Source organism: Acidovorax sp. FW305-C-20-28 (assembly GCF_058783375.1).
Genome location: NZ_JBYSYM010000001.1, coordinates 432,770 through 459,010 on the forward strand (window position 1 = coordinate 432,770; position 26,241 = coordinate 459,010).

Genomic DNA, 26,241 nt, shown 5'->3' on the forward strand with positions numbered 1-26,241 from the left:
GGGGGTGCTTCATTTCACTCCATGACCTCGGCGAGCCACTGGGCGAAATGGGTGGGTGTGAGCGCTGCCACGTGCATGCCCTTGTTGGCCAGGCGCTGGGCCATCTGCCGGTCGTACACCGGGTTGGCGCCCTCGTCGAGTGCGGCCAGGCCCAGCAGCTTCACGCGCGCCTCGGCCATGCGGGCCACGGCGGCGAGGAGCGGGCCGGGCGCGGCGCCTTCCTCGAAGTCGCTGATCAGCGTGAACACCGTGCGCTGCGGGCTGGCTATCAGCGATTCGCAGTAGTGCACGGCGCGGCCGATGTCGGTGCCGCCGCCCAGCTGCACCGTGAGCAGCACCTCCACCGGGTCGTGCGCCAGGTGGGTGAGGTCGACCACGCTGGTGTCGAACACCACGAGCTTCACGCGCACCGCGGGCAGCGAACTCATGATGCCGGCGATCACGGCGCTGTAGATCACCGAGTCCATCATCGAGCCGCTCTGGTCCACGCAGAGCACCACATCCCAGGGCAGGTTGCGCTTGACGCGGGCGTTGAACAGCGGGCGCTCGATGACCAGCTGGCGCCGCTCGGCGCTGTAGTGCTTGAGGTTGGCCGCGATGGTGGCGCGCGCATCGAAGTTCTGCGCGTTCTTGAGCAGCGAGCGGCGCTGGCGGTTGCGCCGGCCCACCAGGGCGTTGACGAAGTCGTTCTTCAGGCGGCGCGTGATCTCGTCCACCGTCTTCTGGATCACCTCGCGCACGGCGTCGCGCATGCTGCCCGACAGGCGCCCGCGCATGCCCAGCAAGGCCTTGGCCAGGCCGGGCGTGGGGTCCATGGAGCGCAGCACGGCCGGGTCCTTGAGCAGGTCGGTGAGCTGGTAGCGGTCGATGGCCTGGGTCTGCATGCGCTCGAAGACTTCCTGCGGAAACAGTTCGCGCGAGCGGTTGAGCCAGTCGATGGCGCGCAACTGGCTCGGGTCGAGCGAACCGGCACCGCCGCCCGCAGGGCGCGCGAGGCCCCGGCCGTCGTACTCGCGGCCGTAGAGGTATTCGAGTGCCTGGTCGAGCTTCCAGTCGCCGGCATCGAACTGCGCATGCGACAGCGGCTGGGCCGCATAGCGGCCCAGGATCAGGCGCCAGCGGCGCAGGGCCTCGTCGGGGAGGGTGTCGTCGAACTCGGTGCTTGGCATGGGCCGCGAAAGCTTACCACCCGTGCCGGCACGGATCACGGCGCGAACCGGGCCGCCGTTGCGCGGAACATCGCGTTGCGCTCGTCCAGCGCCTGCTGCGTGGCCGGCACCATGATGGGCGCGCCCTGGCTGGCGAAGGCCTGGCACTGCTCCACGTAGGGGCGCAGGCCCGCTTCATGGGCCGCCTCTGTGGCCTGCATGTCGCCGCCATGCGCGGTCCACGCCGTGGCCAGGGTTTCGGCGGACACCATGGCCAGGGTCGTGCCCATGCCCGACAGCAGTGCGGCGCAGTGGGCCGCGTCGCCGATGACCGCGACATGGCCTTTGATCCAGTGCGGCATGTGGGTCTGGCTCACCGAGTCGAAGTAGAAGCCCTGGGCCGCCGGATCCGCGAAGGCGGCGCGGATGGCGGGCACCTGCCAGGCATCGACGCGGGCCAAAAACTGGTCGAGCAATTGCCGCTGCGCCGCCGGGTCGCGGTAGTCGTAGGCGATCTCGGGGCTGGCGGCCAGCACCATGGCCTGCGGGCCGTCGCCTGCATCGCGCACCGCGACCGTGAGGCCGGGCACATTGAGCATGGCGCGCTGCCAGTCGCGGCCTGCGGGCAGGTCGACCAGTGCCACATAGTGGCCGAAGTGGCGCACATAGTCCTTCTCGGGCCCGAAGGCGAGGCGGCGCACACTGGAGTGCAGGCCGTCGGCACCGACCACCAGGTCGTAACGTTCCTGCCGGCCGTCCGCGAAGCCGATGTCCACGCCCTGCGCACGGTCGGCAAGCGAGGCGATGGCGGCCTGGAAGCGGAACTCCACCCCGGGCGGAACCGCATCGCGCAGGATGCGGTTGAGCCGGTCGCGCGTGATCTCGATGTCCTCGTCGGTCTCGTTGGCGAACCAGCGCAGGTCCAGCGTCGCGACCTGTGCGCCCGTGCCGTCGAGCACCGGGGATGGCTCCAGCAGGCGCACCTTCTCGGCCTCGATCTGCGCGAGGATGCCCATGCGCTGCGCAGTCGCTAGGGCGCGCCCGCGCACATCGATGGGGGCGCCACCGGGCCGCAGCCCCTGGGCGCGCTCGACCACGGTGACCCGGTGGCCGAGGTGTGCGAACCACCAGGCAGCCGACAGGCCGGCCATGCTGGCGCCGGAAATGAGAACGTCCATGGGGCAACTCCTGTGCGGTGGCAAGGCTCAGGCCTTGAAGTTGCGGGCCATCTGCACCACGGCCTGCTTGTCGAAGGCGTTGATCTCGTCGATCAGCTCGTTGGTGAACAGGCGGTTCGGGTCACCCAGCTCCTCGGCGAGTTTCGGGTTCTTGCTGCTCTCGGCAGCCATCTCGATGTTGGCCTTCCACTCGGCCAGGGACGAGGCGCCCATGCGCTGGTCCGGATCGTCGGGGCGGCGCATCCAGCTGTTCTTGCGGTCCTTGAGGATGAAGGCCAGCTCCTTGCGCGCCTCGTCCTCGCTGCGGCCCTTGGGCCGACTTTCGGGGTACACGGCCCAGTGGGCGTCGATGGCCGCCTCGATGTTGGCGTTCGAGAAAATGGTGGACTTCGCCACGCCCTGGAACAGCGCGACCAGGGCACGGCGCTGCTCCTTGAGCAGCTTGCGCGGCACGCACAGCCAGCCCGAGCCGATCTGCGCGAACTTGGGCGTGAGCGGCACATAGCGCAGTTTCGTGCCCACCAGCTCGATGCGGGCTGCGGCCGTGTCGAAGGCCACCATCGCATCCACGCGGTCGTTGTCGATGGCCGCCCCCGCTGGCGCACCGTCGCCGATGGCGATGTACTCGCACTGGTCGTCCTTGAGGCCCAGCTCGGCCAGCATGGCCCGCGTGATGACGATGCCGGTGTCGCCCTGGCTGCGCACGCCGATGCGCTTGCCCGCCAGGTCGGCCGCCGAGCGGATGGGGCTGCCTGGCTTGACCACGATCACGTTGCCGTTGCGCGGCAGCCATTTGTACACGCTCACCAGGTCCAGCGACGGGTCCTTGGCCATCGCCGGCAGCAGGATGCCGGGCACCGCCGGCCCGAAGTCCACATGCCCGGCACGCAGGCTCTGCAGCGCCTGCGTCATGCTCGACATGTTGACGTATTCCACGTCCACGCCGCCCGGCTTGTAGAAATTGAGCTTGGGGTGCTGGCCCGCGGTGCAAAAGCACTGCTGCGGGTCGTTCACCGCGGCAGTGTTGGCCACCTTCATCATGCGCACACTCTGCGCCAGCGCCGGCAGGCCGGCGGCGAAACCCAGGGCACCGAGGCCCAGGCCGAAATCACGTCGCGTCACCATGGTGTTCACTCCTTCAGAAAAAATTCAGGCATTGACCGTGCGCTGGGAGGTGTCGGCCGGCATCCAGTGCAGCACCCGGCGCTCGATGCGGCGCAGCAGGCCGGTCAGCGCGATGCCGATGACCGACAGCACCACGCACACCGCAAAGCTGCCGCCGCTGTCGGCTTGGGCCTCCATCTGCAGGATGAGCACGCCGAGCCCGGCCTGGGCGCCGACGAACTCGCCCACCACCGCACCGACCACGCTGAAGGCGGCGGCCATGTTCAGCCCCGCGAAGATGTAGGGCATGGCGCTCGGGAACTTGGCCTTGCGGAAGATCTGCCAGGGCGTGGCCGAGAGCGAGCGCAGCAGGTCGATGCGGTCCGGGTCCACCGCCTTGAAGCCGGCGATGCTGGTCACCAGCACCGGAAAGAAGGTGAGCAGGCAGATGATCACCACCTTGGAGCTGATGCCAAAGCCCAGCCAGACCACGATGATGGGCGCGATGGCCACCTTGGGCACGCTCTGCAGCGCGGCCACGTAGGGGTCGAGCAGCGCCTCGACCCGGGGCATCTGCGACACCACGATGCCGATGGCCAGGCCCACGCCGCTGCCGATCAGAAAGCCCAGCAGGATCTCGCTCACGGTCACGCCGCCGTGGTACCAGAAGCCGTCCTTGGCGAGCGGGTGGGTCGCCAGGCCGCGCCACAGGGCCAGTGCGATGTCGCTGACCGGGGGCACCAGGTGCTTGGGCACCTGCAGGAGCCGCACCGCTGCTTCCCACGAGCCCAGCAGCGTGATGAGCAGCAGGACCGATTGCACCCGCGTCGAGGCGAGCGGGTGGGTGCGGCGCTTGCGCCGCGTGGCCGCCGGTGGCGGGGCAGAGCCTTCGGGGGGCGCGATGGGATCGGTGGTGTGCAGCATGGCGGTGGTCATGGGGGGCTCTTTTCTGTCTGTCTGGGTCAGTCGAACGAGGCGGCGTGCGCAAAGCGCTCGCGGATCGACGCCGAGGCGGCTGCGAAGGCCGGGTGCGACATCACGTCCATGGAGCGCGGGCGCGGCAGGTCGATGGGCAGCACGCGCTCCAGCGTGCCGGGACGGGGCGACATCACGAACACCTTGTCGCCCAGGAACACGGCCTCGGGGATCGAATGGGTGATCAGCACCACGGTCTTGCCGCTTTCCATCCAGATGCGCTGCAGCTCTTCGTTCATGCGCTCGCGCGTCATGGCGTCCAGGGCGCCGAAAGGCTCGTCCATCAAGAGGAATTTCGGGTCGTGCAGCAGCGCCCGGGCGATGGAGGCGCGCTGCTGCATGCCGCCGCTCAACTGGCGCGGCAGCTTGTGCTCGAAGCCATCGAGCCGCACCATGTGCAGCAGCTCCATCGCACGCTCGCGCGCCGGCTTCATGGGCAGGCCCAGCACCTCGGCCGGCAGCATCACGTTTTCCAGAATGCTGCGCCAGGGCAGCAGGATGGAGCCCTGGAACACCACGCCCACATCGCGCCGCGAGCCGCGGATCGGCTGGCCGTCGAGCAGCACGCGGCCGGTGCTGTAGTCCAGCAGCCCCGCCAGGATGCGCAGCAGCGTGCTCTTGCCGCAGCCGCTCGGGCCGACGATGGTCACGAAGCTGCCCTCTTCGATGCTGAAGTCGATGTCCTTGAGCGCGAGCACGCCCGTATCGCCGTCGCCGAAGTGCTTGGACAGCCCCTCGAAGCGGATGTAGTCGGCGCGCCCGTGCGGGCGCTCGGCGGTGAGGGTGGTCATGGCTTGGCTCCTTCGGGTTGCAGGAAACGGACGATGTGGTGCGCCAACACTTCGGGCGCCTGCACGGCGGTGACATGGCCGATGGCGGGCAGCATCACCGCCTCTGCGCCGCGGATGCGGCCGGCCATGGCCAGCGTCACGCTGGGCGGCACCACGCGGTCGAGCTCCCCGGCCAGCACCAGCGTGGGGGCGACGATGTCGGCCACGCCCTGCGCCAGCAGGGTCTGCACGGTGGCCATGCGCCGGGCCGAGCGCTCGGAGGCCGGCCGTGCCGCGGCAAACACCTGGCGCAGCGCGGGCCGCTGCGCCAGGAAGTCCTCAGGGAAGAACCAGGTGGCCAGCTCCTCGGCCGTGGCGGGCAGGCCGCGCCGCAGTGCCTCCAGGCGGCCTGCGTCGGGGCACAGCTCGTCATAGGGGCGAGGCAGTGGCCAGGTGCTGCCCAGCACCAGGTGGTCGACCGAGCGCGGGTGCAGCAAGGCCAGGGCCTGGGCCACCCGGCCACCGAAGGAGGAGCCGAACACATGGGCGCGCTTGAAGCCCAGGGCCTGGATGAGCTGCTGCGCATCGCCCGCCAGATCGGCGAGCGTCGATGGGCGCGCCGGCCCCTCGGTTTCGCCGCAGTCGCGCTGGTCGTAGGCAATCACGGTGAAATGCCGGGCCAGCAGTGGTACCAGGGCGGCGAACATCTGGCGCGAGGCTTCGGCGCCGTGCATGAGCAGCAGCGGCGGGCCGTCGCCCTGGCGGTCGAAGGCGGTGCGCAGCCCGCCGGCTTCCACGAATTGCGTCATGGGGCGCTCCCCGGCTCTTCCTGGTCCATCCAGAAGGTCATCTCGATCTTCAGGCCGCGCGGGTCCTTGAAGAACAGCTGGTGGATGGACCAGCCGGGTATGGGGGCTTCGTCGAATGCAATGCCCTGGCTGCGCAGGTGTTCGCGCACCTCGGCCAGGCCCTGCGAGCGGAACGCAATATGGTCCACATGGCCCGTGGCGGGCTGCATGGGCGCATCGGGCGTCGACAGGTGGGCGTAGAGGTGCACGATGGGCTGGCCCTCGGCATACAGCCAGGCGCCTGGCGCAGGGATCTCGGGCCGGGCGCCGACGGTCAGCCGCATCACCCGCACATAGAAGTCCACCAGCTGCGGCAGCTCCTCGGGCGCACAGCGGATCGTGAAGTGGTGCAAGGCGGTCACGGGCATGGTGTTTCCTTTCTTCCTTCCAGTCAGGCGGCCGAGGGCATCGCGGCCGGGGCGTCCGTGAAGCGGTAGGCCAGCCCGGGCACGGCGGGCACCCAGCGCGCCGCGGCCAGCGCCAGCAGGCGCAGGCCCAGCACCTCCTCGGGCCGCCAGTGGTCGCGGGAGCCGAAGACGTTGAACGTGGCGTAGCACAGCCGGCCCTGCATCAGCGGCACGTTGACCACGCTGGAAAGGCCGTAGGGGCGCATCTGCGCGAAGTCGTCGAAATGCTGCGCCAGCACCTCCTCGCCCTCGCCGATGAAGACCTGGCCCTGCAGGAACAGGCATTCGGTCCAGGGCGTCAGCGTCTTGCGCTTGGCGCCGTTGATGGGGAAGGTGGCGCCTTCGGACGAGTAGAAGCGGCGCAGCAGGACCTGGTCGCCGCCATCGCGCTCGGTGGTCACGTTCTGCTGGATGCTGAAGATGCTGCCCGGCGCGATCTGCAGGCGGCGGCGGTCGATGCGCTGCAGCGCATCGGCAGTGCTGGGCGCCTGGGCCAGCGCGTCCAGGAAGCCGGGGGTGATGGCGGTGGTCATCGGGGTGTCGTCATTCGGGTGCATGGAAAAAATTCTAGGACCCGCGATTCACCAAAATGAAATAAATTCTGATGGTCCGATAACCGTGGAGTTATGCCCATGCCGAGCACCCGCGACCCCGCCGCCGAGCTGCAGCGCGCCTTGCTGTCCCGCCTCAAGTTGCGCCAGCTGGCCCTCTTGCAGACCATCGACCGGCACCGCACGCTGGGCCGCGTGGCGGCGGAGATGCAGCTCAGCCAGCCGGCGATCACCAAGGCGCTGCACGAGGTCGAGGACATCTTCGGCAGCCAGCTGTTCGAGCGCACCAGCCGTGGCCTGGTGCCGACGGCGGCGGGCGAGGCGGTGCTGCGCTACGCCCGCCGCTGGCTGGCCGAGCTCGATGCCACCAGCCGCGTGCTCACCTCGCTCGAAGCAGGGCGCGGCGGGCGCCTGCGGCTGGGCCTCACGCAGCAGGTGCCGCAGCAGCTCATGTCGGCCGCGCTCACGCAGCTGCTGGACCGCTCGCCGCGCATCTCGGTGATGGCGCGCGAGGGCACCACGGACGAGCTGGTGGCCGGCCTGCTGGCGCGCGAGCTCGACTGCGCCATCGGCCGCTCGTACGACGGCGATGCGGGTGGCCTGGTGCAGCAGGCCATCTACGAACAGGAGCCCTGCCTGGTGGTGGGTGCGAAGAACGTGCAGCGGCTCTCGCGCGGCCCGCTGGACTGGGCCCGGCTGGCGCAGCTCGACTGGATCCTGCCGCCGCCCAACACGCCCATGCGCCGCACCTATAACGCGGTCTTTGTCGGTGCCGGCGTGCAGCCGCCCTTGCCCATCCTGGAAACCACGGCGATCCGCAGCATCGAGATGGTGCTGCGCCAGGAGCCCAATGCCATCACCATCTTCGCGCGCGACGTGGTCGCCGAGATGGAGCGCGCCGGCCACTGGGCAGCCCTGCCCTACAAGCTCGGCTGGAACCTGCCGCCCGTGAGCTTCTTCACCACCAAGGAGCTGGAGGAGCACCCCACGGTGCAATCCCTGCGCAGCGTGGTGGTGGAGACCGCCCGGCGCATGAAGCAACCTGCGGCCTGATACGGATTTGCCTTTGACCGTCTAGCGTCGTTGGTTCGCCTTGCCGTGCTACAGCACTGTCTGCGGCTCCCGCCTAGCTATACGATCAAATGCAAATCCGTATGAGCCGGTGCCATGAAAAAGGCCCGCGCCCCTGGGGAGCGCGGGCCTGTGTGCCCGGAAGGTCTGGCCTGGAGGTCAGAACGGGATGTCGTCGTCCATGTCGTCGAAGCCGGAGGCCGCACGCGGTGCCGGTGCGGGGGCCTGGCGCGGAGCCGGTGCGGGCGCGGGGCGCTGCTGCTGGGGCGGTGCCGCACGGCGCTGCGGAGGTGCATCGTAGCCACCCTGGTCGCCATAGCCATCGTCGTAGCCGCCGCCCTGCTGGCCGCCACCACCGCCCTGGCCGCCGCCGCCCATGCCCTGGCGGCTGCCCAGCATCTGCATCTGGTCGGCACGGATTTCGGTGCTGTACTTTTCCACGCCGCTCTGGTCGGTCCACTTGCGCGTGCGCAGGCTTCCTTCCACATAGACCTGCGAGCCCTTGCGCAGGTACTGGCCGGCGATCTCGGCCAGGCGGCCATTGAAGACCACGCGGTGCCACTCGGTGGCTTCCTTCATTTCGCCGGTCTGCTTGTCCTTCCACTTGTCGGTGGTGGCCACCGTGACGTTGGCCACCTGGTCGCCGCTGGGGAAGGTGCGCATTTCCGGGTCGCGGCCCAGGTTGCCGACGATGATGACTTTGTTCACGGATGCCATGTGCTGCTCTACCTACTGCTGGATGTTGGGGGGCGCCGGTGCACCCTCCAGCCGGTGGAGGGTCTGCGCGCCAAACATGGCATTGTGCCGCAAGCCGGCCGGCCGGTGCGGTCTCAGTGTTCCTGGCCGCGCCCAACCGGGCGCAACGGCCAGGTCAGCACCAGCCACAGGGCCGTGAGCACCGCCGTGGTGGCGAACAGGCCAGGAGCCCCCGCCCATTTGACCAGCGCGCCGCCCAGCGCCCCACCCGCGAACAGCCCCAGCGACTGCAGGGTGTTGTAGCTGCCCAGCGCAGCACCGCGCAGCGTGGCCGGCGCCATGCGCGAGACCAGGCTGGGCTGGGTGGCCTCGAGCGCGTTGAAGCCGCAGAAGAACAGGAACAAAAGTGGCCCCAGCACCCAGAGCGTGGGCGTGGCGCCGCTGGCCGCCAGCGCCCCCAGGCCCAGTTGCACCAACAGCACCAGGGCAATGGCGCCCAGCAGGGCCGCACGCAGGCGGCCGGCGCGCTCCAGCGCGAACAGCCCGCCCATGGCGGCAAAGGACAGCACCACCGCCGGCAGGTAGGCCTGCCAGTGGTGGTCCTTGGGCAGGCCGGCCTGTACCAGCAGGGCCGGCACGGCCACCCACATGGACAGTTGCACGGTGTGCAGCACGAACACGCCCAGGTTCAGGCGCAGCAGGTCGGGGTGGGCCCAGACATCGGCCAGGCGCCCACGCGGCGTGTCCTTGTGCACTGTTGGCTCGGGTGGCACGGCCCACAGCACCACGGCCACGCCAGCCAGCGCCAGCGCACAGGTCAGCCCGAACAGGCCCGACAGGCCGATGTGGGCCGTGAGCACGGGGGCGGCCACCAGGGCCACGGCGAACATCAGGCCGATGCTGCCGCCCACCAGGGCCATGGCCTTGGTGCGCACCGCATCGCGCGTCTGGTCGGCCAGCAGGGCCGTGACGGCGGCCGACACGGCGCCCGCGCCCTGCAGCGCCCGGCCCAGCAGCAGCCCGGTGAGCGAATCGGCCAGCGCGGCCAGCAGGCTGCCGCCCGCAAAGACCAGCAGGCCCAGCACGATCACGCGCTTGCGCCCGAAGCGGTCCGACGCCATGCCCAGGGGCAACTGCAGCACGGCCTGGGTCAGGCCATAGATGCCCATGGCCAGGCCCACCAGGGCCGGGTCGTCACCGCCCGGGTACTTGCGCGCCTCCAGCGCGAACACCGGCAGCACCAGGAACAGCCCGAGCATGCGCAGCGCAAAGATCAGCGCCAGGCTGACGCTGGAGCGCCGCTCTTGCGGCGTCATCGCATGCGGGGCCTGCACGGAATGGGGGACAGAAGAGGTGGCGGCCGCTTTCGGGGCCTGGGACGGCATGTACAAGGAATCGGGCTCGGTGGACGGCTGGCGCCAGCAAACCCCGATTCTCGCGCATTGGCCCGGCCATTGACTTTGATCAAGAGCAAACCGGCCATCCAGCCCGGCTCAATACACGTCCCTTCGATAGCGCCCGTCCGTGATCAGCGCGTCCAGCGCATCATCGCCCAGCACCTCGGCCAGCACGGCATCCACGCCCGAACCCATGCCCTGGGCGCTGCCGCACACGTAGAGGATGGCGCCATCGGCCACCCAGGCACTCAGCTCGTCGGCAGCGGCGCGCAGGCGGTCCTGCACATAGCGGTGCTTTCCGCCATCGCGCGAGAACACGCGGTCCAGCCGCGGCAGGAAGCCATTCGCCTGCCAGCCGGCGATCTCGGTGGCGCACAGCGTGTCGTGGGCGCTGTGGCGCTCGCCGAACAGCAGCCAGTTGCGCCGGTGGCCGGCCTGCACCCGCGCGCGCAGGTGCGCGCGCAGACCGGCGAGGCCCGAGCCATTGCCGATGAACAGGCAGGGCACATCGCCCGCGGCCGCGTCGAAGCGCGGGTTGGCCACCAGGCGCATCGGCACCAGGGTGCCGAGCGGCGCATGCGAGGTCAACCAGCCCGAGGCCAGGCCCAGGCCGCCCGCATGCCGTTCCTGGCGCACCAGCAGCTGCAGCGCGCCGTCCTGCGGCAGCGAGGCCACCGAATAAGTGCGCGGCGCCAGTGGCACCAGGGCGTTGGCGCAGGCCTGGGCATCGGCAAAGTGCAGCGGCGGCACCACCAACACGCTCTGCGCCAGGGCTTCGGCCAGGGTACAGGGCTGGCCGGCGAGGTGCACGGCATCGGTGCCTGGCAGTCCTGCGGTCACCAGCCAGGCATCCACCGCCTCGGCGGCGTGTCGGGCTTGCACCTCGACCAGGGCGCCGGGGTGCCAGGTGGCGGGGGTGTCGGTGGTCAGCGCCAGCTCGAACAGTGGCCCGCCCTCGCTGCCCGGGTTCAGGCATGCGCGGTGGGCCAGGCGCCAGGGGGTGTAAGGCAGTTCGGGGCCGGTGTCTGCCAGGGGCGTGTCCAGTGCCAGGTGCTCGGCGCCTTCCAGCGTGGCCAGGGTCTGCATCCAGCGTGCCAGGGAGGCCGCATCGCCGTTGTCCACCTCGATCAGCGGGAACAGCGGTGCGGCGCCCGCGCGCCGCAGGCTTTCGTCCAGTGCGTGGCCATAGCCGCAAAAGCGTGCGTAGTTGCGATCGCCCAGGGCCAGCAGGCCGTAGCGCAGGCCGGCCAGGTCGCCGGCGCCCTGCTGCTCCAGCAGGCGCGAGAAACGCCGGGCACTGTCGGGCGGCTCGCCCTCGCCAAAGCTGCTGGCCACCAGCAGCACGCGGCGGTGCGCGCGCAGTGCCTCGGGCGTGAGCTGGGCAAGCGATTGCACGGCTACGCGCAGCCCGGCCTGCTGCAGGGCCGTGGCGCTTTGCAGGGCAATGCGCTCGGCCTGCCCGGCCTGGCTGGCGTAGGCCACCAGCAAGGTGTCGGCGGCGGTGGCGGCCACCGCGCCGGGCAGTCCCTGGCCGTGGGCGGCGCGCGCGGCTGCGGTGGCGCGGCGCTGGCGCCGCCGGTCCAGGTAGAGCATCCAGCCCGTGATGGCGAACAGCGGCAGGCCCAGGCTGGCCAGCATCATGGCCACGCGCCCCGGCAGGCCGAAATAGGTGCCCATGTGCACCGGGTAAATGGTGCTCAGCGCACGCGCACCCATGCTGCGGTCGGCATAGCGGTCCACGGCGCTGAGCTGGCCGGTCTGGGGCTCGATGGACATGCGGCTGCGCGCGCGTTCGTGCGGTGCCTTGGCATCCAGCCAGGTGACCTGCACCGGCTGCCCGGCCTTGGCCGGCATGCGCAGGCTGGCCTCAGCCCAGTCGCCGGCCTGCTGCTGGAACACGGCCCAGGTGTGCGCCAGATCGGGTGGCGCGGGCTCGGGGGCCTTGGGTTCGGCGCTGGCGGACGCCGGTGGCTTGGCGGGGGCTGCCACGCGCGGCGGGCGTTTCTGCCCCGCCCAGCCGTCCACCGTGTCGCGCACCGCGTCGAAGCACCAGTAGATGCCCGTGGCCGTGAGCGCCACGTAGAGCATCAGCGCCCAGGTGCCGATGACCGAATGCAGGCCCCAGAGGAAGGAGCGGCCCTTGAGCGCCGGGTCGAACGTCAGCCAGGTGCGCCAGCGCAGCGGGTGGCGCGGCCAGCGCAGGTACAGGCCCGAGAGCGACAGGCCCAGCAGGCAGATCGCCAGCACGCCCAGCACCACACGGCCGGGCTCGCGTGGCAGCAGCAGCCAGCGGTGCAGGGATTCGATCCATTCGAAGAAGCCATGGCCTTGCAGCTCGCCCAACACCTGGCCGGAATAGGGGTGCACATAGACCACGTCGCCGCGCCGCTCGCCGGGGCGCGGCACAAAGGTCACGCGCGCAGACGTGCCCGGCTCGGCCTGCACGGCCACACTGCTGATGCGCTCGCTGCGTCCTGCGCGCAGCACGGCTTCCACGGTCTGCTGCGGCGTGAGCATGGGCCCGGCCGAAGGCGCCACCTGGCGCACGCCAGGGTTCATCACGTCCAGGATTTCTTCGTGGAAGGCCAGCAGCGCCCCCGTGAGGCCAATGACCACCAGCACCGTGCCGGCCGTGATGCCGATGAACCAGTGCACCTGGAACCAGGCCTGCCGCAATGTGGGCAGGGCCGGCAGGCGCCAGCGGCGGCCGCCCGACGGTGCAGCGGGGTCGGACACCGGAATGGCCGTCTCGGCGGTGGTGGATGCGGTGGAGAAGGTGCGTTCGCTGGCCATGCTGTGTGGCAAAGGGGCGGCCATCCATCGCCCGGGCACAACACATGCCTGGGAATGAAGTGCTCAAATGAGAATGATTGTCATTTTATGGGAATCGGCAAACCCAGGGGGCCAGGTCGGCCTCTGCCGTGACGTGCGGTGACACCGGCAACCGCCTGTGCCTTGGCAGCAGCGTGGCAGGTGCGGGATGTTCCGGTGGCCTATCATGGTGGGTTGTCCTGCCCTGAGCCTGCCCCGTGAATTACGACCCCGCCGCCGACGCCGACCGATCCTCCGACGGGACCTACCTGGCCCGCGCGCTGCGGGAGCAGCGCATCAGCATCCGCGGAGCGCGCACGCACAACCTCAAGAACATCGATCTCGACATCCCGCGCAACCAGCTCGTGGTGATCACGGGATTGTCGGGCTCGGGCAAGTCCAGCCTGGCCTTCGACACGCTGTATGCCGAGGGCCAGCGGCGCTATGTGGAAAGCCTGTCGGCCTATGCGCGCCAGTTCCTGGGCCGGCTGGACAAGCCCGATGTCGACCTGATCGAGGGCCTGTCGCCCGCCATCAGCATCGAGCAGAAGGCCACCAGCCACAACCCGCGCTCCACGGTGGGCACGGTGACCGAGATCCACGACTACCTGCGCCTCTTGTACGCGCGCGCCGGCACGCCCTTCTGCCCCGACCACGGCCTGCCGCTGGCGGCCCAGACCGTGAGCCAGATGGTGGACGCCGTGCTGGCCCTGCCCGAGGACACGCGCCTCATGCTGCTGGCCCCGGTGGCACGCGAGAAGAAGGGCGAGTTCACCGAGGTCTTCGCGCAGATGCAGGCGCTGGGCTACATCCGCTTCCGCGTGGACGGCACGATCTACGAATACGAAAACCTGCCTGCGCTCAAGAAGACCGAGAAGCACAGCATCGACGTGGTGATCGACCGGCTCAAGGTGCGCCCCGAGATGCAGCAGCGCCTGGCCGAGAGCATCGAGGCCGTGCTGCGCGTGGGCGGCAACGAGGGCAACGGCCGCGTGCTGGCGCTGGAGATGGATTCAGGCCAGGAGCACCTGTTCAGCTCCAAGTTCTCGTGCCCGGTGTGCAGCTACTCGCTGGCCGAGCTGGAGCCGCGCCTGTTCTCGTTCAACTCGCCCATGGGCGCCTGCCCGGCCTGCGACGGCATCGGCCAGCGCGAGGTGTTCGACCCGCTGCGCGTGGTGGCCTTCCCCACGCTGAGCCTGGCCAGCGGCGCCATCAAGGGCTGGGACCGGCGCAACGGCTACTACTTCGCCATGCTCGAAAGCCTCGGGCGGCACTACGGTTTCGACGTGGAGGCACCCTTCGAATCGCTGCCCGCCAAGGTGCAGGAGGCCGTGCTGCACGGCTCGGGCGAGGACGAGATCGCCTTCACCTACATCATGGACAGCGGCCCCTCCAAGGGCAAGGTGATGACGCGCAAGCACGCCTTCGAAGGCATCCTGCCCAATATGGCGCGGCGCTACCGCGAGACCGACTCGGTGGTGGTGCGCGAGGACCTGGCGCGCTACCGCAGCACCCAGCCTTGCCCCGAATGCCATGGCACGCGGCTGCGCCGCGAGGCGCGCCACGTGAAGGTGGGCGAGGGCGAGCAGGCGCGCGCCATCTTCGAGGTGAGCCATGCCACGCTGAACCATGCCCATGCCTGGTTTCAGGGCCTGCAGCTCACGGGTTCCAAGGCCGAGATCGCCGACAAGGTGGTGCGCGAGATCACCACGCGGCTGCAGTTCCTCAACGACGTGGGCCTGAATTACCTGAGCCTGGACCGCAGCGCCGAGACGCTCTCGGGCGGCGAGGCGCAGCGCATCCGCCTGGCCAGCCAGATCGGCTCGGGCCTCACGGGCGTGATGTACGTGCTCGACGAACCCAGCATCGGCCTGCACCAGCGCGACAACGACCGGCTCATCGCCACCTTGCAGCACCTGCGCGACATCGGCAACAGCGTGATCGTGGTCGAGCACGACGAGGACATGATGCGCGCGGCCGACCATGTGATCGACATGGGTCCGGGCGCCGGCGTGCACGGCGGCCGCGTAATGGCCCAGGGCAGCTACGACACGGTGCGCAGCCACCCCGAATCGCTGACCGGCAAGTACCTCTCGGGCACGCTGTCCATCGCGGTGCCCAAGCGCCGCACGCCCTGGCTGCCGGTGGTGGAGGCACCCGCCCCGCCCCCCGCGCCGGCCAAGGGCAAGTCGCGCTTTCCCGAGACCGAGGCCAGCAAGCGCCGCGCCGAGCGCATGGCCGCCCACCATGCGCGCCAGGGCGCCGTGCAGGCACTGCGCGTGGCCGGCGCCACGGGCAACAACCTCAAGAACGTGACGGTGGACTTCCCCGTGGGCCTGCTGACCTGCGTGACCGGGGTTTCCGGCTCGGGCAAGAGCACGCTGGTCAACGACACGCTGTACGCCGCCGTGGCGCGCCAGATCTACCGTGCGCACGAGGAGCCGGCCGCGCACGACGAGATCGTGGGCATCGAGTACTTCGACAAGGTCATCAACGTCGACCAGTCGCCCATCGGCCGCACGCCGCGCAGCAACCCGGCGACCTACACGGGCCTGTTCACGCCCATCCGCGAGCTCATGGCCGAGGTCAACACCGCCAAGGAGCGCGGCTACGGCCCGGGGCGCTTCTCCTTCAACGTCGCCGGTGGCCGCTGCGAGGCCTGCCAGGGCGACGGTGTGGTGAAGGTGGAGATGCACTTTTTGCCCGACGTCTACGTGCCCTGCGACATCTGCCATGGCCAGCGCTACAACCGCGAGACGCTGGAAGTGCTCTGGAAGGGGCGCAACATCGCGCAGATCCTGGAGCTCACGGTGGAGGACGCCTTCGCCTTCTTCAAGGATGTGCCGGCCCTCGCGCGCAAGCTGCAGACCCTGCTGGACGTGGGTCTGTCCTACATCCGCCTGGGCCAGGCGGCGACCACGCTCTCGGGCGGCGAGGCGCAGCGCGTGAAGCTGGCGCAGGAACTGTCCAAGCGCGACACCGGCCGCACGCTCTACATCCTGGACGAGCCCACGACCGGGCTGCACTTCGCCGACATCGACCTGCTGCTCAAGGTGCTGCACCAACTGCGCGATGCGGGCAACACCATCGTCATCATCGAGCACAACCTGGACGTCATCAAGACGGCCGACTGGCTCATCGACATGGGCCCCGAAGGCGGTGCCGGTGGCGGCACCGTGGTCGGGGTGGGCACGCCCGAGGACCTGGCGGCCAACCCCGCCAGCCACACGGGCAAGTACCTGGCGCGGTACCTCGCGTAGGGTTCAGCGCAGGCGCTGCGCTACCACGGGGTCCAGCGATCCCATGAAGGCTTCGACGGCGCGCGTGTAGCTGCTCTCCAGCCCCAGGTTGGCATTGATCTCGCCGTGGCTCAGGTCCTGCGGCAGCACCTCGGCGCGGCCACCCAGGGCCTGCACGTGGGCGGCCATGCCCTGGGCCTGCAGGCAGGGGCGGTCGGGCCGGCTGGTGGAGCACACGAACTGGTAAGGGGGCTCGGTGCCAGTCACGGCCTGGTAGGGCGAGATCGCGAGCCAGAAGGCCGGGTCGCTGCCCAGTACCTCGTCGTACAGCGGGTAGTGCGGCAGCGACATCACCACCGGGGCGTTGAGCAGCGCGCTGTCCAGCGACACCGTGCCCAGCCAGGGCGTGACGCCCAGTTGGCGCAGCAGCGGCGCGTGCGCATTGACGAAGGACACCAGGTGCGCCCCGGCCGAGTGGCCCATGAGGATGAACCTGGTGGGGTCGGCCCCCCACTGGGCGGCCTGCTTCTGCGCGGTATCGAGCGCCACGGCCACGTCGATGGCCTCCTGCAGCACGTTCACGGCCGGGTGCAGGCGGTAGTTGACCGAGATGAAGACAAAACCACGCGGCACCCAGCGCGCGGCCTTTTCCTGCACCACGCGGCTCATGGCCTTGTCGCCCGTGCGCCAGCCGCCGCCGTGCACCATGAAGATGACCGGCGCCGGGCCGTCCACGCTGCTGCGCGGCGCGGTGGGCAGGTAGACGTCCATGCGCTGCAGCGGGTCGGCGCCATAGGGCACATCGGCGATGCGCTGTACGCCGGCTGGCAGCGTGGTGACGGTGCCCCCGCCATCGTCCAGGAAGATGCCGGTGTCGGTCAGCTGGGCATGGGCCGGTGCCACGGCCGCGAGCGACGCCAGGGCGAGGCCCAGGGGCAGTGCGGCGCGGCGCGCCCAGGCGCGCAGGCGGGAAGGGATGTGCATGGTCATGGCGTTTTCTCCTGTGATGGTAGTGAAAAGTGCTTGCTGCGGCTGCATGCCCCGGCGGCTGGCCAGGCGGGCGGCGATGGCGGCCGTGATCTCGGCCTCGGTCACATAGCCCTTGCGGGTGGTGTCGATCTGGTCGAAGGCGCTGTGCACGCGGGGCATGCCGGCCTGGGCCTCGGCACGCGTGAGCTGGCCGTTGCCGTCCTTGTCGGCGGCCACGAAGCGCTGGTGCAATTGCGCACGCGCCTGTTGCATCTGCGGGGCATGCTGGACCGAGGGCGCGGTCTGGGCGCAGGCGCTGGCCATGAGGCCGAGGGCGAGCCCGCTGGCGACGGCCAGTGCACGGGTGAAGGAAAAAGGGGTCATGGGTAGGCTCCTGGGTGGGGATGGCTCCACTTTCGCGCCCAGGTGTGAGCCGTTTGTGGCATGGGTGGCCCGATGTATGACAAAGCATGACGAAGAGGCCTGCGGCAGGGCATTGCGCCCTACCATTGCCCCATCCCGCTTGTTTGCATGCACCTTTGCCCATGACCGACGCCCTGGCCCGTATCCTGGTGGCCGATGACGAGCCCGACCTGCGCGCCCTGCTGCAGCGCTACCTGAGCGACCAGGGCTACGCCGTGCGCACGGTGGACGGTGCCGGTCCGCTCGATGCGCTGCTGGCGCGCGAGCGCTTCGACGTGCTGGTGCTCGACGTGATGATGCCGGGCGAGGACGGCCTGTCCATTTGCCGGCGCCTGCGCGCCCAGGGCGAGACCATCCCCATCCTCATGCTCACGGCGCGCGGCGACCCGGTGGACCGCATCATCGGCCTGGAGATGGGGGCCGACGACTACCTGCCCAAGCCCTTCAACCCGCGCGAGCTGCTGGCGCGCGTGCAGGCCATGGTGCGGCGCCAGCGCATGCTGGGTGCGCACACCGGCCCGCTGCCGGGCGGCCCTGGTGCCAGCGTGCGCTTCGGCGCCTTCGAGCTTTTTTTGCAGGAGCGCCGGCTCACCCGCGACGGGCAGGAGCTGGCCCTCACCAGCGGCGAGTTCGCGCTGTTGCAGGCCCTGGCCCAGCAGCCGCGCCGCCCGCTGGGCCGCGACCGGCTCATGGCCCTGGCCTACGGGCCCGACCACGAGGCCACCGACCGCAGCATCGACGTGCAGGTGATGCGCCTGCGCAAGCTGATCGAGGCCGACCCGGCGCAGCCGCGCCACATCCGCACCGTGTGGGGCGTGGGCTATGTCTTCATGCCCGATGGCGCGGCCCCTGCCGGAGGCACGGCATGAGCGCGTGGCCGCGCAGCCTGCTCGGGCGCAATCTGCTGCTCATCGCCGCACTGGTGGTGCTCAGCCAGTTGTGCGCGGTGGTGCTGGTGCGGCAGATGGTGCTGCAGCCGCGTGTGGCCCAGGTGGCCGATGGCGTGGCGCGCAATGTGGCGGCCCTGCGCGCGGGGCTCGACGTGCTGCCGCCGGGCCAGCGTGCGGCTTTCGTAGAGGCCTTCAACCGCCAGGCGGCCGAGGCGGAACGCGACGCCGATGAGCCCCCCTCCCTGCGGCGGCGTGCCTTGCTGTCTCCGCTGGAACGGCGTTTCGTACAGGCCGTCGCGCGCCGGCTGGACCAGGCCGAGGCCGGCGGCACCGGCCAGGCGCGCTGGCGCCGCGATGGCGCGGGCCTGCTGGCGCTGCGCGTGGCCCACGGCGGCACGGATTACTGGCTCACCCTGCCCAGCCTCTTTCCCACGCGCGAATTCACTGGCGCCTGGCTCATGGCCACGGTGGCGGGCGGGCTGCTCGCCCTGCTGGGTGCCTGGTGGCTGCAGCGCCACCTGAACCGGCCGCTGGCGCGCGTGGTGGTCGCCGCGCAGCAGCTGTCCAGCGGCCGGCAGCCCGAGCCCCTGCCCGAGGACGGGCCGCAGGAGATTGCCACGGTGGCGCGCAGCTTCAACCAGATGGCGCGCAGCCTGGCCGACGCGGACCGTGAACGCGCGCTGATGCTGGCGGGCGTCTCGCACGACCTGCGCACGCCGCTGACCAAGCTGCGCCTGGGGGTGGAGATCGCCCAGGCCCATGTGGACGCCCCCCTGGCCGCGAGCATGGCGCGCAGCATCGAGGAGATGGACACCATCGTCGGGCAGTTCCTCGACTTTGCGCGCCTGGGCGATGGTGAGGCCGCACGCCCTGCCTCGCTCAATGAACTGGCCCGGGCGGTGGCCGAGGCCCAGGTCGACCATGCCCGTGCGGTGCAGCTGGAGCTGGCCGCCGTACCCGACCTGCCCGTGCATGCCCAGGCCCTGCGCCGCGCTGTGGACAACTTGGTAGAGAACGCCTGGCGCCATGGCGCCGCGCCCGTGGTGCTGCGCACCGGCACCGGTGCCGCCCATGCCTGGATCGAGGTGGCGGACCATGGCGCAGGTGTGGCGGTGGACGAGCTCGAACGCCTGCGCCAGCCCTTTGCCCGGGGCGGGGGAGCGGCCCGTTCGGGCGTGCCGGGCGCAGGGCTGGGACTGGCGATCGCCGAGCGCGTGGCGCTCGCACACGGCGGCAGGCTGGAGCTGCACAGCACACCGGGTGCCGGCCTGCGCGCGCGGTTGGTGCTACCGCACCACGCGCAGGCAGTTGGCTAACGCAGTCTCAGGGTGGATGGCGTGGGGGCTCCCAGCCCATCCACGCGGAACACCGAAACCACCTGCACCAGCTCCTCGGCCTGGCCCTGCAGGCTGGCAGCGGCAGCGGCCATCTCCTCGACCAATGCCGCGTTCTGCTGGGTGGCCTGGTCCATCTGCGTCACGGCCTCGCCCACCTGGGCCACGCCCAGCGACTGTTCGTGGCTGGCGGCGCTGATCTCGCCCATGAGGTCATTCACCCGGCCGATGGCCGCCACCACCTCGTGCATGGTGCTGCCGGCGCGCTCCACCAGCAGGTTGCCCTGCTCCACGCGTTCGGTGCTGGCGTGGATGAGCTGCTTGATCTCGCGCGCGGCTTCGGCACTGCGCCCGGCCAGGGCACGCACCTCGCTGGCCACCACGGCGAAGCCCCGGCCCTGCTCGCCCGCGCGCGCGGCCTCCACCGCCGCGTTGAGCGCGAGGATGTTGGTCTGGAAGGCGATGGCGTCGATCACGCCGATGATGTCGGCAATCTTCTGTGATGCCGCGCTGATGCCCTGCATGGTCTGCACCACCTGGGTGACGACTTCGCCGCTTTGCACTGCAATGGTGCGCGCCTCGCCGGCCAATGCACTGGCCTGGCGCGCGCTGTCCGCATTCTGGCGCACGGTGGAGCCCAGTTCCTCCATCGAGGCGGCGGTTTCCTCCAGGGCGCTGGCCTGGCTTTCGGTGCGCGCCGAGAGGTCGCTGTTGCCCTGCGCGATCTGCGCGCTCGCCGTGGCCACCCCCTCGGAGCCGCCGCGCACCTGGTTCACCACCCCGGTGAGCTGGTGGCGCATCTGCACCAGGGCGGTCATGAGCTGACCCACCTCGTCCGTGCCCTGGGCCCCGACGGTACCGCGCAGGTCGCCCTGGGCCACGGCGTTGGACAGTTGCACCGCCTGGGCCAGCGGCACGGTGATGGAGCGCATGAAGGTGCGCGCCAGCACCACCGCCACCGCGAGCGCCACCACCAGCAGGCCAAGCTGCCAGGCCAGTTGCCGCTGCAGGCCTGCGACACGTTCCTGCAGGGCGCCGTTGAGCAGGTCCATGGCCTGGGCGTTGAGGGCATAAAGCGCGTCGATGGTGCGCGTGAATTCATCGAAGTAGTCCGAGGCCGGTGCAGACAGTTCGCTGGCCTCAAGGATGTCCCTGCCGGCGCGCTGCAGGGCCTGCTGGACCTGGGTGTCCACCGAGCGGACTGCGCCGTCCAGGGCCTTGCGAAAGGCCGGGGTGTGGCCCATGGCGCGCTCCAGGCCGCGCAGCGTGTCGCCCTGCAATTCCACGACGCGCTGCTGCAGCGCCAGGAGCCCGCCCTTGCCTTCGGGCGCCAGCGCCTTGGCGCTCAGGGCGGCCGAGCCCTGCGCGCGCATGACGCCGAGCTTTTCGCCGAGCATGGGCACATGCACCAGCGAGGCCTGGATCAGGGCGTTCGTGTCCTGGCCGGGGTCGAGCGCCAGGCCGTAGTGGTGGAGCAGGGTCTCGCTCAGGCGCATCACCGCAGCGATGAGCTGGGTGTGCTGCGCCGTGCTCTGGGCCGGCTGCAGGCTGCGCGCGGCGACGGCCTGCTCCAGGGCCTGCCAGGTCTGGCGCAACTGCTTCCAGGTGGCTTCGTCGGTGGCCGCCACGCCCGCCTCGGCGAAACGGGTGCCGGCCTCGGCCATGGCCTTGTCCACCGCCTCGCGTGCGGCGGGCCGGCGTGCGGCCAGGGCTTCGTTGCCACCCAGCATGCTGGCCGAGAGGCCCCGGTGCACCTGCATGCCCTGCACCACCTTGTTGAGCGCCAGCAAGGGCGGCGCACCCCGTGCCTCCAGGCGCGCGGTGGCCATGTCGTGCAGGGCATCGCGCACGTACATGGCCGTGGGCAGGGCCGTCATTGCCAGCGCGATCAGCCCGAGGATCAGGAACTTCTGGAGCAAGTTCAGGCGGTTCAGGGAGGCCATGGCGTAAGCGGCAGCCGGTGCATGCCCGAGGTTGCGGCCCCGGCGCAGCGCCGGGTCGGGAACAGGGAGGGTCCCCCGCCGTTCAGCAAGCGACATGCCAGATGCGCCGCGCTGCACCGCAGGTCGCCCCAATACCGCCGTTCGGTGGGTGGCGGCGCCTTCCTACAGGGCTCTGGGCGCCTAATCGGATATACCGGCAGCAGCTTCCGAGGAGACCACCGCATGCATTCCATTACCTTGCGCTTCCTGGCGTCGCACACGGCCCCGTCGGCGTCCGGCCGCATCTACGGTGGCACGGTGCTGCGCTGGATGGACGAGGCGGGCTTTGCCTGCGCCAGTGCCTGGGCCGGGGACAACTGTGTGACGGCCTTCATGGGCAACGCCAGCTTCGACCGGCCCATCCATCCGGGCGACCTGGTGGAGGTGCAGGCCAGCCTGGCCCATACCGGCGAGACCAGCATGAACATGCTGATCGAGGTGCGCAGCGGCGGCATCCAGGAAAAGGAGCTGCGCCAGGTCACGCATTGCGCCGCCGTCTATGCGGCATTGGATGGCGAGGGGGCGCCGCGCGCCGTGGACAAGTTCACGCCCGAAACCCCGGGCGACATGGCCCTGGCCGAGCGTGTGAACGCCCAGGTGGATGCGGCCCGCCTGCCTGCCGTGTCGGCGCACTGATACGCCCTAAGAAGCGGCATTGACCACCTGCAAGAACTCCGCGTCCTGCAGGTAGCGGCCGAAATCCGAGTCTTGCAGGAACTGCGAGGGCAGCTTGCCCAGGCTGCGCGCCCGGGCTGCAGCCTGCAGCATGCGCGCCTTGTCGCCTGTGAGCGCGTAGTAGCAGGCCAGGTTGTACATCAGCGTGCCATTGGTCTGTGCTGCCGGGTCGAAACCCGGCCCGATCAGGGTCGCCATCACGGATTCGGCCAGGTCGGGCTCGTTGGTGTGCAGGGCAAAGGCCAGGGTCTGGCTGGCGATCACCCCGACGTTGTAGGCCTCCTTGTCGTCCCGGCGGTACTTGCCCACGTGTGGGTAGACCTGGGCCAGGTAGTGGCGCACCAGGCGCGAGGACGAGGCGAAATCCCGCTGGCCGTTAAAATGGTTGATCAGTTGCGCATACGCGTGGGTGATGTCCGCAGACACATCCTGTGCGCGCTGCAGGTCCTGCGCCAGGTCCTGGGCGGCCTGCAGGAAGGCGGGCAGCGCGCCGGGCGAGCGCTGGGCGGCGGCGTTCGTTTCCCGGAGCGCTTGGAGCGTCGCCGCGCGCGTGGACGCGGGGCGCGGCGGCTGGCCCAGGTAGGCGATGCGGGCGCCTGGCAGGGCCTGCTGCAGGCTGCCGCTGCGCAGCAGCACCGAGATGCCCGACACCGGGCCTTGCAGGTCGGGCACCTGCACCACCAGCTCCACGGGGGCTTTGCTGTCAGCGAGCCGCTCGAAGGCCGATCGGGTGTGCGCCGCGGGCAGGTCGATGCGCAGCTGGATCTCGGCTTCGTCGGACGAGGCAGTCCACTGCAGGTTCAGCGCCACCGGTGGTTCGCGCAATGCCGGCCACAGTGCCTCGACCGGGATCCGCGGTCCCTGCCCATCGAGCTGCTGGCGCGCCTCGGGCTTGCGCAGCCAGGTGTGCGCGGCAGGCGCGGCCGCAAACTCCACGCTGCCACTGACGGCGTACGAGTAGGTCGTGGGTCCGCTGAACACCGGGCGCCAGGTGCCGGCCTCGCGGCCTGTGGCAGGCGCCGGTACGGCCCCGCGGGGGCGCACCACGTACAGGCCGATGTCCTTCTCGTAGTGGCGCAGCAAGGCCTCCTCGCCCGGGTGGTGCAGGTAGCTGCGCGGGTGCACGGTGAACCAGGCGTTCGCGCCCGGCAGTGCGGGCGACAGGTCCCACCAGGCCATGTTCGGAAAGTGGTACTGGCCATCCTCGCGGGGAATGAAGGCCTTGAACCGGAGCACTTCGCTGCCCACGCGCAGCTCGGTGGAAGCGTCGCCGAACCAGTAGCGGCTGGGCAGCTTGCCGGGCACGCCCAGGGCCTTGAGGGCCACCCCCACGGTGGCGCCGAGCAACTGCCCGCTGAGACCCTCCTCCAGGTACAGGCGGCGCCGCTCGAAGTCCACCACCCGCACGCGCTGGGCGTCTTCGGGCGAGGTGCCGTAGAAGTCACGGGGTTCGATCTCCGTCCAGCCCTTGCGGGCGGGGCGGTAGCCATCGAGGCAGGTGGCGTTCCAGTTCAGCTTCTCGTCGGAATGGGTGCGCGGGCGGCAGTAGGTGTCCACCTTGTCGCGCCAGCGGGTGATGTCCAGCACCCACGCCTTGCCGCCTGCCAGCAGGTAAGCCCAGGCGCTGGTTTCGTTGCGGCCGAATTCCACGTGTTCGGCGCGGTCCAGCTCGGCGAACAGCTCCGCCTGCGGCAGCCGGTTGCCGTCCATGGCCGGGGCATAGGCTTTGCGCTGCCGGTCGCCGCTGTACACCCAATCGGTGTAGTAGTCCGGCGTGAAGACGATGCCCGAGGTGTGGATCCCGCTGGGTACGCGCAGGCTGTCCAGCAACTCCCCTTGCGGACCGAACTTCCACAGGTAGCCGCCGGCCACGGCCACCAGCTGGCGCGAGCGCGGCAGGACGAACAGGCCGTCCACCGGGCCATGCAGCAGCTTGCGCACCTCCAGGTGCTGCGATGCCGCAGTGTTCTCGGACAGGCGCGGGTACGCGGGCGGCGGTGCCGGCGGCCTGGCGCCGGCGGCCAGGGGCAGCATGGCAGACATGGTCAGGAGCGCGAGGGCGCGAAGCAGGGGGCGGTTCATGCAGGAGGGGCGGCGAAGGAGCCGCCATTCTGGCCCAGGCCCCACGCCTGTCACCCCCCGCCGATGCGGCCGAAGTTGTGCCAAATTGTGCAGAATCGGGCGCATGCAGCGCTTTGTCCCTCCCCCGCACGACCTGCAGCCCTGGCTGGAGGGGGCGGTGGCCGTGCACAGCCCGGCCGAGGTGCAGGGCTCGCAGTTCCCCGCCATGGTGGGCAGCATGCTGGTTGTTCGCCTCGAAGGCGAGGTGCTGCGCGGCGGCGTGCTGCTGCCTCGCGCGGCCTGGATCAGTGCCAGCACGGAGGCCACGGCCTATGTGCACCAGGGGCGTGTGCGCGCCGTGGGGCTCATGCTGCGGCCCGAGGCCGTGCCTTCGTTGCTGGCCGCCGGGCGGGGCCTCGTGAACGCAGTGCGGCCGATGGCGACCATGGCCATCCCGTCCTGGGCCCTGGCTGAGCAGGCCATCCGCGCGGCGCCCGATGACGAGGCCCGCATTGGCGCGCTGTGGCAGTTCGTGCGTGGCGAGTGTGCGTCACAAGCGCAGTGCGCAGAGCGTCTGGTGCAGGCCAGGCGCCTGCTGGACCAGGCCTGCGCGAGTGCACAGGGCATGGCCCCCCGCTTGGGTGTGGGGCCGCGCCAGTTCGAGCGGCGCTTTGTCGCCGAATGGGGTATGACGCCCAAGCAGTTCCAGGTCATCGCGCGCTTCAGCGCCACGCTGCAGCACGCCATGGCCATGCCGGCGGAGCCCGGGGCACAGCTCGCGGCCGAACAGGGCTACTACGACCAGTCGCACATGGCGCGCGACATGCGCAGGCTGGCCGGCCAGCCCCTGCTGGGGCTGGTGCAGGAGGCGGCCCAGAGTTCTCCCAGCGCGCACTGGCCCCTGCAGGTGGGTGCCGAGGTGGCTCAGGCGGCGCAGGCCCTGCGCAGGCGCTGAGCCAGGTACAGGGGCAGCGCGAAGGCCAGGCCGATGCCGAAGCAGGCCAGCACATAGGCCCAGCGCCAGGCTCCCAGGCGGCGGTCACTGGCCACCCAGGCCGAGAACGCAATGGCCGCGAGGTACACGTCCACGGTGATGCCGGTGGTCAGCGCGTTGGCGCCGGCATCGCGCCAGTAGACATCGGGGGCGACGCTGCCCCCGGCCTGGAAGTACACCAGGTTGAAGTACCAGGGGATGGCCATGCCGGCGATGGCCAGGAGGTAGAGAAACGCGCGCAGGTAGTGGGCTTGCATGGGTCAGGGGCCCGCGGTGTGGCGGGCCTGGGGTGGATCAAGGAACCCCGAGCCTAGGTGTGCAAGCCCTCTGGCGATAGGAAAAATGCGACATGGCCGGCAGCGCGTGCCGGCCCGGTGCTCAGGGCGCGCGGGGCAGCGAGGTGACCGCGCCGCCTTCCACCTTCTGTTCCTGGCTGCCCGGTGGGCAGGCTTCGTCGGTGTAGACCGTGCGGCCGCCCTGGATGCATTTGCGCATCTGGGGCGCAGGGGCCGACGCTGCCCCCCGTGCACCCGCTGCGGCACTCTTCTTTTCGGGAGGCAGGGAGTCCTCACCGGGGCGGGAGAGCTTGCTCCAGGTCTGGTCGATCCAGGGCCGGGCCTGGGGCAGCCATTGGTCGGCCTTCCACCAGGCGAGGGCCGCAGCCACCAGCGCCAGGGCGACGATGAGCACGGCGGCGCGTTGGCGGGCGTGGCGCATG

At 70.4% G+C, this 26,241-nt stretch carries 22 protein-coding genes; 6 read left to right on the plus strand and 16 right to left on the minus strand.

Annotated features, from left to right (window positions below; all coding sequences use genetic code 11):
* Positions 1–14: 14 nt before the first annotated feature.
* The 8 genes from AC3WOH_RS02050 to AC3WOH_RS02085 are packed head-to-tail and all read right to left on the minus strand — an operon-like array spanning position 15 to position 6,987.
* The gene (locus AC3WOH_RS02050) at positions 15–1,169 is read right to left on the minus strand and encodes a VWA domain-containing protein (protein WP_492227740.1); all 1,155 of its coding nucleotides are present in this window, start codon (positions 1,167–1,169) and stop codon (positions 15–17) included.
* A 35-nt stretch (positions 1,170–1,204) separates the two neighbouring features.
* Positions 1,205–2,326, minus strand: coding sequence for an FAD-dependent monooxygenase (locus AC3WOH_RS02055; protein WP_492227741.1), 1,122 nt, complete (start codon positions 2,324–2,326; stop codon positions 1,205–1,207).
* Positions 2,327–2,353: 27 nt separating this feature from the next.
* On the minus strand, positions 2,354–3,451 hold the full coding sequence (locus AC3WOH_RS02060; protein ID WP_492227742.1) for an ABC transporter substrate-binding protein: 1,098 nt from the start codon (positions 3,449–3,451) through the stop codon (positions 2,354–2,356).
* Positions 3,452–3,475: 24 nt separating this feature from the next.
* Positions 3,476–4,366, minus strand: coding sequence for an ABC transporter permease (locus tag AC3WOH_RS02065; protein ID WP_492227743.1), 891 nt, complete (start codon positions 4,364–4,366; stop codon positions 3,476–3,478).
* 26 nt (positions 4,367–4,392) lie between these two features.
* Positions 4,393–5,196 carry an ABC transporter ATP-binding protein gene (locus tag AC3WOH_RS02070; RefSeq protein ID WP_492227744.1) on the minus strand — a complete coding sequence of 268 codons (804 nt, stop codon included), beginning with the start codon at positions 5,194–5,196 and terminating at the stop codon, positions 4,393–4,395.
* Positions 5,193–5,984: an alpha/beta fold hydrolase gene (locus AC3WOH_RS02075; protein ID WP_492227745.1), complete on the minus strand. Its 792-nt coding sequence runs from the start codon at positions 5,982–5,984 to the stop codon at positions 5,193–5,195. The genes AC3WOH_RS02070 and AC3WOH_RS02075 overlap by 4 nt, the downstream gene beginning before the upstream one ends.
* Entirely contained in the window at positions 5,981–6,391 is a 411-nt protein-coding gene (locus AC3WOH_RS02080) for a VOC family protein (protein ID WP_492227746.1), read from the minus strand. The genes AC3WOH_RS02075 and AC3WOH_RS02080 overlap by 4 nt, the downstream gene beginning before the upstream one ends.
* A 23-nt stretch (positions 6,392–6,414) precedes the next feature.
* Positions 6,415–6,987, minus strand: a complete 573-nt coding sequence (locus AC3WOH_RS02085) for a GAF domain-containing protein (protein WP_492227747.1) — start codon at positions 6,985–6,987, stop codon at positions 6,415–6,417.
* Positions 6,988–7,062: 75 nt separating this feature from the next.
* On the opposite strand from AC3WOH_RS02085, the gene AC3WOH_RS02090 reads away from it, so the two are divergent.
* Positions 7,063–8,034 (plus strand): LysR family transcriptional regulator, encoded by a 972-nt coding sequence (locus AC3WOH_RS02090; RefSeq protein ID WP_492227748.1) that lies wholly within the window; start codon positions 7,063–7,065, stop codon positions 8,032–8,034.
* A 177-nt stretch (positions 8,035–8,211) separates the two neighbouring features.
* Here the strand turns inward: AC3WOH_RS02090 and ssb are convergent, their stop codons facing one another.
* The 3 genes from ssb to AC3WOH_RS02105 form a co-directional block, all read right to left on the minus strand.
* Positions 8,212–8,769 (minus strand): single-stranded DNA-binding protein, encoded by a 558-nt coding sequence (gene ssb, locus AC3WOH_RS02095; protein WP_184855389.1) that lies wholly within the window; start codon positions 8,767–8,769, stop codon positions 8,212–8,214.
* A gap of 113 nt (positions 8,770–8,882) precedes the next feature.
* Entirely contained in the window at positions 8,883–10,064 is a 1,182-nt protein-coding gene (locus AC3WOH_RS02100; protein WP_492227977.1) for an MFS transporter, read from the minus strand.
* A 177-nt stretch (positions 10,065–10,241) separates the two neighbouring features.
* Positions 10,242–12,938, minus strand: coding sequence for a PepSY domain-containing protein (locus tag AC3WOH_RS02105; RefSeq protein WP_492227749.1), 2,697 nt, complete (start codon positions 12,936–12,938; stop codon positions 10,242–10,244).
* Between the two features lie 236 nt (positions 12,939–13,174).
* Between AC3WOH_RS02105 and uvrA the strand changes: the two genes are divergently transcribed.
* On the plus strand, positions 13,175–16,216 hold the full coding sequence (gene uvrA, locus AC3WOH_RS02110) for an excinuclease ABC subunit UvrA (protein WP_492227750.1): 3,042 nt from the start codon (positions 13,175–13,177) through the stop codon (positions 16,214–16,216).
* A gap of 3 nt (positions 16,217–16,219) precedes the next feature.
* On the opposite strand, the gene AC3WOH_RS02115 is transcribed toward uvrA, so the two are convergent.
* On the minus strand, positions 16,220–17,548 hold the full coding sequence (locus AC3WOH_RS02115; protein WP_492227751.1) for an alpha/beta hydrolase fold domain-containing protein: 1,329 nt from the start codon (positions 17,546–17,548) through the stop codon (positions 16,220–16,222).
* Positions 17,549–17,709: 161 nt separating this feature from the next.
* On the opposite strand from AC3WOH_RS02115, the gene ompR reads away from it, so the two are divergent.
* On the plus strand, positions 17,710–18,456 hold the full coding sequence (gene ompR / locus AC3WOH_RS02120) for an osmolarity response regulator transcription factor OmpR (protein ID WP_492227752.1): 747 nt from the start codon (positions 17,710–17,712) through the stop codon (positions 18,454–18,456).
* Positions 18,453–19,793 carry an ATP-binding protein gene (locus tag AC3WOH_RS02125; RefSeq protein WP_492227753.1) on the plus strand — a complete coding sequence of 447 codons (1,341 nt, stop codon included), beginning with the start codon at positions 18,453–18,455 and terminating at the stop codon, positions 19,791–19,793. The genes ompR and AC3WOH_RS02125 overlap by 4 nt, the downstream gene beginning before the upstream one ends.
* Here the strand turns inward: AC3WOH_RS02125 and AC3WOH_RS02130 are convergent.
* Positions 19,790–21,754: a methyl-accepting chemotaxis protein gene (locus AC3WOH_RS02130; protein WP_492227754.1), complete on the minus strand. Its 1,965-nt coding sequence runs from the start codon at positions 21,752–21,754 to the stop codon at positions 19,790–19,792. The two genes, AC3WOH_RS02125 and AC3WOH_RS02130, sit on opposite strands and share 4 nt — an antisense overlap.
* 222 nt (positions 21,755–21,976) lie before the next feature.
* Between AC3WOH_RS02130 and AC3WOH_RS02135 the strand changes: the two genes are divergently transcribed.
* Positions 21,977–22,429 (plus strand): acyl-CoA thioesterase, encoded by a 453-nt coding sequence (locus AC3WOH_RS02135; protein WP_492227755.1) that lies wholly within the window; start codon positions 21,977–21,979, stop codon positions 22,427–22,429.
* Between the two features lie 6 nt (positions 22,430–22,435).
* On the opposite strand, the gene AC3WOH_RS02140 is transcribed toward AC3WOH_RS02135, so the two are convergent.
* Positions 22,436–24,511 (minus strand): TPR end-of-group domain-containing protein, encoded by a 2,076-nt coding sequence (locus tag AC3WOH_RS02140; RefSeq protein ID WP_492227756.1) that lies wholly within the window; start codon positions 24,509–24,511, stop codon positions 22,436–22,438.
* Positions 24,512–24,653: 142 nt separating this feature from the next.
* Between AC3WOH_RS02140 and AC3WOH_RS02145 the strand changes: the two genes are divergently transcribed.
* A complete protein-coding gene (locus tag AC3WOH_RS02145; protein WP_492227757.1) occupies positions 24,654–25,484 on the plus strand; it encodes an AraC family transcriptional regulator in 831 nt (276 codons plus the stop codon).
* On the opposite strand, the gene AC3WOH_RS02150 is transcribed toward AC3WOH_RS02145, so the two are convergent.
* Positions 25,454–25,780: a DUF2834 domain-containing protein gene (locus tag AC3WOH_RS02150; protein WP_492227758.1), complete on the minus strand. Its 327-nt coding sequence runs from the start codon at positions 25,778–25,780 to the stop codon at positions 25,454–25,456. The genes AC3WOH_RS02145 and AC3WOH_RS02150 overlap by 31 nt on opposite strands.
* Positions 25,781–25,901: 121 nt before the next feature.
* Positions 25,902–26,240 (minus strand): DUF4124 domain-containing protein, encoded by a 339-nt coding sequence (locus tag AC3WOH_RS02155; protein ID WP_492227759.1) that lies wholly within the window; start codon positions 26,238–26,240, stop codon positions 25,902–25,904.
* Position 26,241: the final 1 nt, after the last annotated feature.

Coding starts and splice junctions, on each gene's coding strand:
- AC3WOH_RS02050 (WP_492227740.1), bottom strand. CDS start 1,169: ATGCCAAGCACCGAGTTCGACGACACCCTCCCCGACGAGGCCCTGCGC.
- AC3WOH_RS02055 (WP_492227741.1), bottom strand. CDS start 2,326: ATGGACGTTCTCATTTCCGGCGCCAGCATGGCCGGCCTGTCGGCTGCC.
- AC3WOH_RS02060 (WP_492227742.1), bottom strand. CDS start 3,451: ATGGTGACGCGACGTGATTTCGGCCTGGGCCTCGGTGCCCTGGGTTTC.
- AC3WOH_RS02065 (WP_492227743.1), bottom strand. CDS start 4,366: ATGACCACCGCCATGCTGCACACCACCGATCCCATCGCGCCCCCCGAA.
- AC3WOH_RS02070 (WP_492227744.1), bottom strand. CDS start 5,196: ATGACCACCCTCACCGCCGAGCGCCCGCACGGGCGCGCCGACTACATC.
- AC3WOH_RS02075 (WP_492227745.1), bottom strand. CDS start 5,984: ATGACGCAATTCGTGGAAGCCGGCGGGCTGCGCACCGCCTTCGACCGC.
- AC3WOH_RS02080 (WP_492227746.1), bottom strand. CDS start 6,391: ATGCCCGTGACCGCCTTGCACCACTTCACGATCCGCTGTGCGCCCGAG.
- AC3WOH_RS02085 (WP_492227747.1), bottom strand. CDS start 6,987: ATGCACCCGAATGACGACACCCCGATGACCACCGCCATCACCCCCGGC.
- AC3WOH_RS02090 (WP_492227748.1), top strand. CDS start 7,063: ATGCCGAGCACCCGCGACCCCGCCGCCGAGCTGCAGCGCGCCTTGCTG.
- ssb (WP_184855389.1), bottom strand. CDS start 8,769: ATGGCATCCGTGAACAAAGTCATCATCGTCGGCAACCTGGGCCGCGAC.
- AC3WOH_RS02100 (WP_492227977.1), bottom strand. CDS start 10,064: ATGACGCCGCAAGAGCGGCGCTCCAGCGTCAGCCTGGCGCTGATCTTT.
- AC3WOH_RS02105 (WP_492227749.1), bottom strand. CDS start 12,938: ATGGCCAGCGAACGCACCTTCTCCACCGCATCCACCACCGCCGAGACG.
- AC3WOH_RS02115 (WP_492227751.1), bottom strand. CDS start 17,548: ATGACCCCTTTTTCCTTCACCCGTGCACTGGCCGTCGCCAGCGGGCTC.
- ompR (WP_492227752.1), top strand. CDS start 17,710: ATGACCGACGCCCTGGCCCGTATCCTGGTGGCCGATGACGAGCCCGAC.
- AC3WOH_RS02125 (WP_492227753.1), top strand. CDS start 18,453: ATGAGCGCGTGGCCGCGCAGCCTGCTCGGGCGCAATCTGCTGCTCATC.
- AC3WOH_RS02130 (WP_492227754.1), bottom strand. CDS start 21,754: ATGGCCTCCCTGAACCGCCTGAACTTGCTCCAGAAGTTCCTGATCCTC.
- AC3WOH_RS02135 (WP_492227755.1), top strand. CDS start 21,977: ATGCATTCCATTACCTTGCGCTTCCTGGCGTCGCACACGGCCCCGTCG.
- AC3WOH_RS02140 (WP_492227756.1), bottom strand. CDS start 24,511: ATGTCTGCCATGCTGCCCCTGGCCGCCGGCGCCAGGCCGCCGGCACCG.
- AC3WOH_RS02145 (WP_492227757.1), top strand. CDS start 24,654: ATGCAGCGCTTTGTCCCTCCCCCGCACGACCTGCAGCCCTGGCTGGAG.
- AC3WOH_RS02150 (WP_492227758.1), bottom strand. CDS start 25,780: ATGCAAGCCCACTACCTGCGCGCGTTTCTCTACCTCCTGGCCATCGCC.
- AC3WOH_RS02155 (WP_492227759.1), bottom strand. CDS start 26,240: ATGCGCCACGCCCGCCAACGCGCCGCCGTGCTCATCGTCGCCCTGGCG.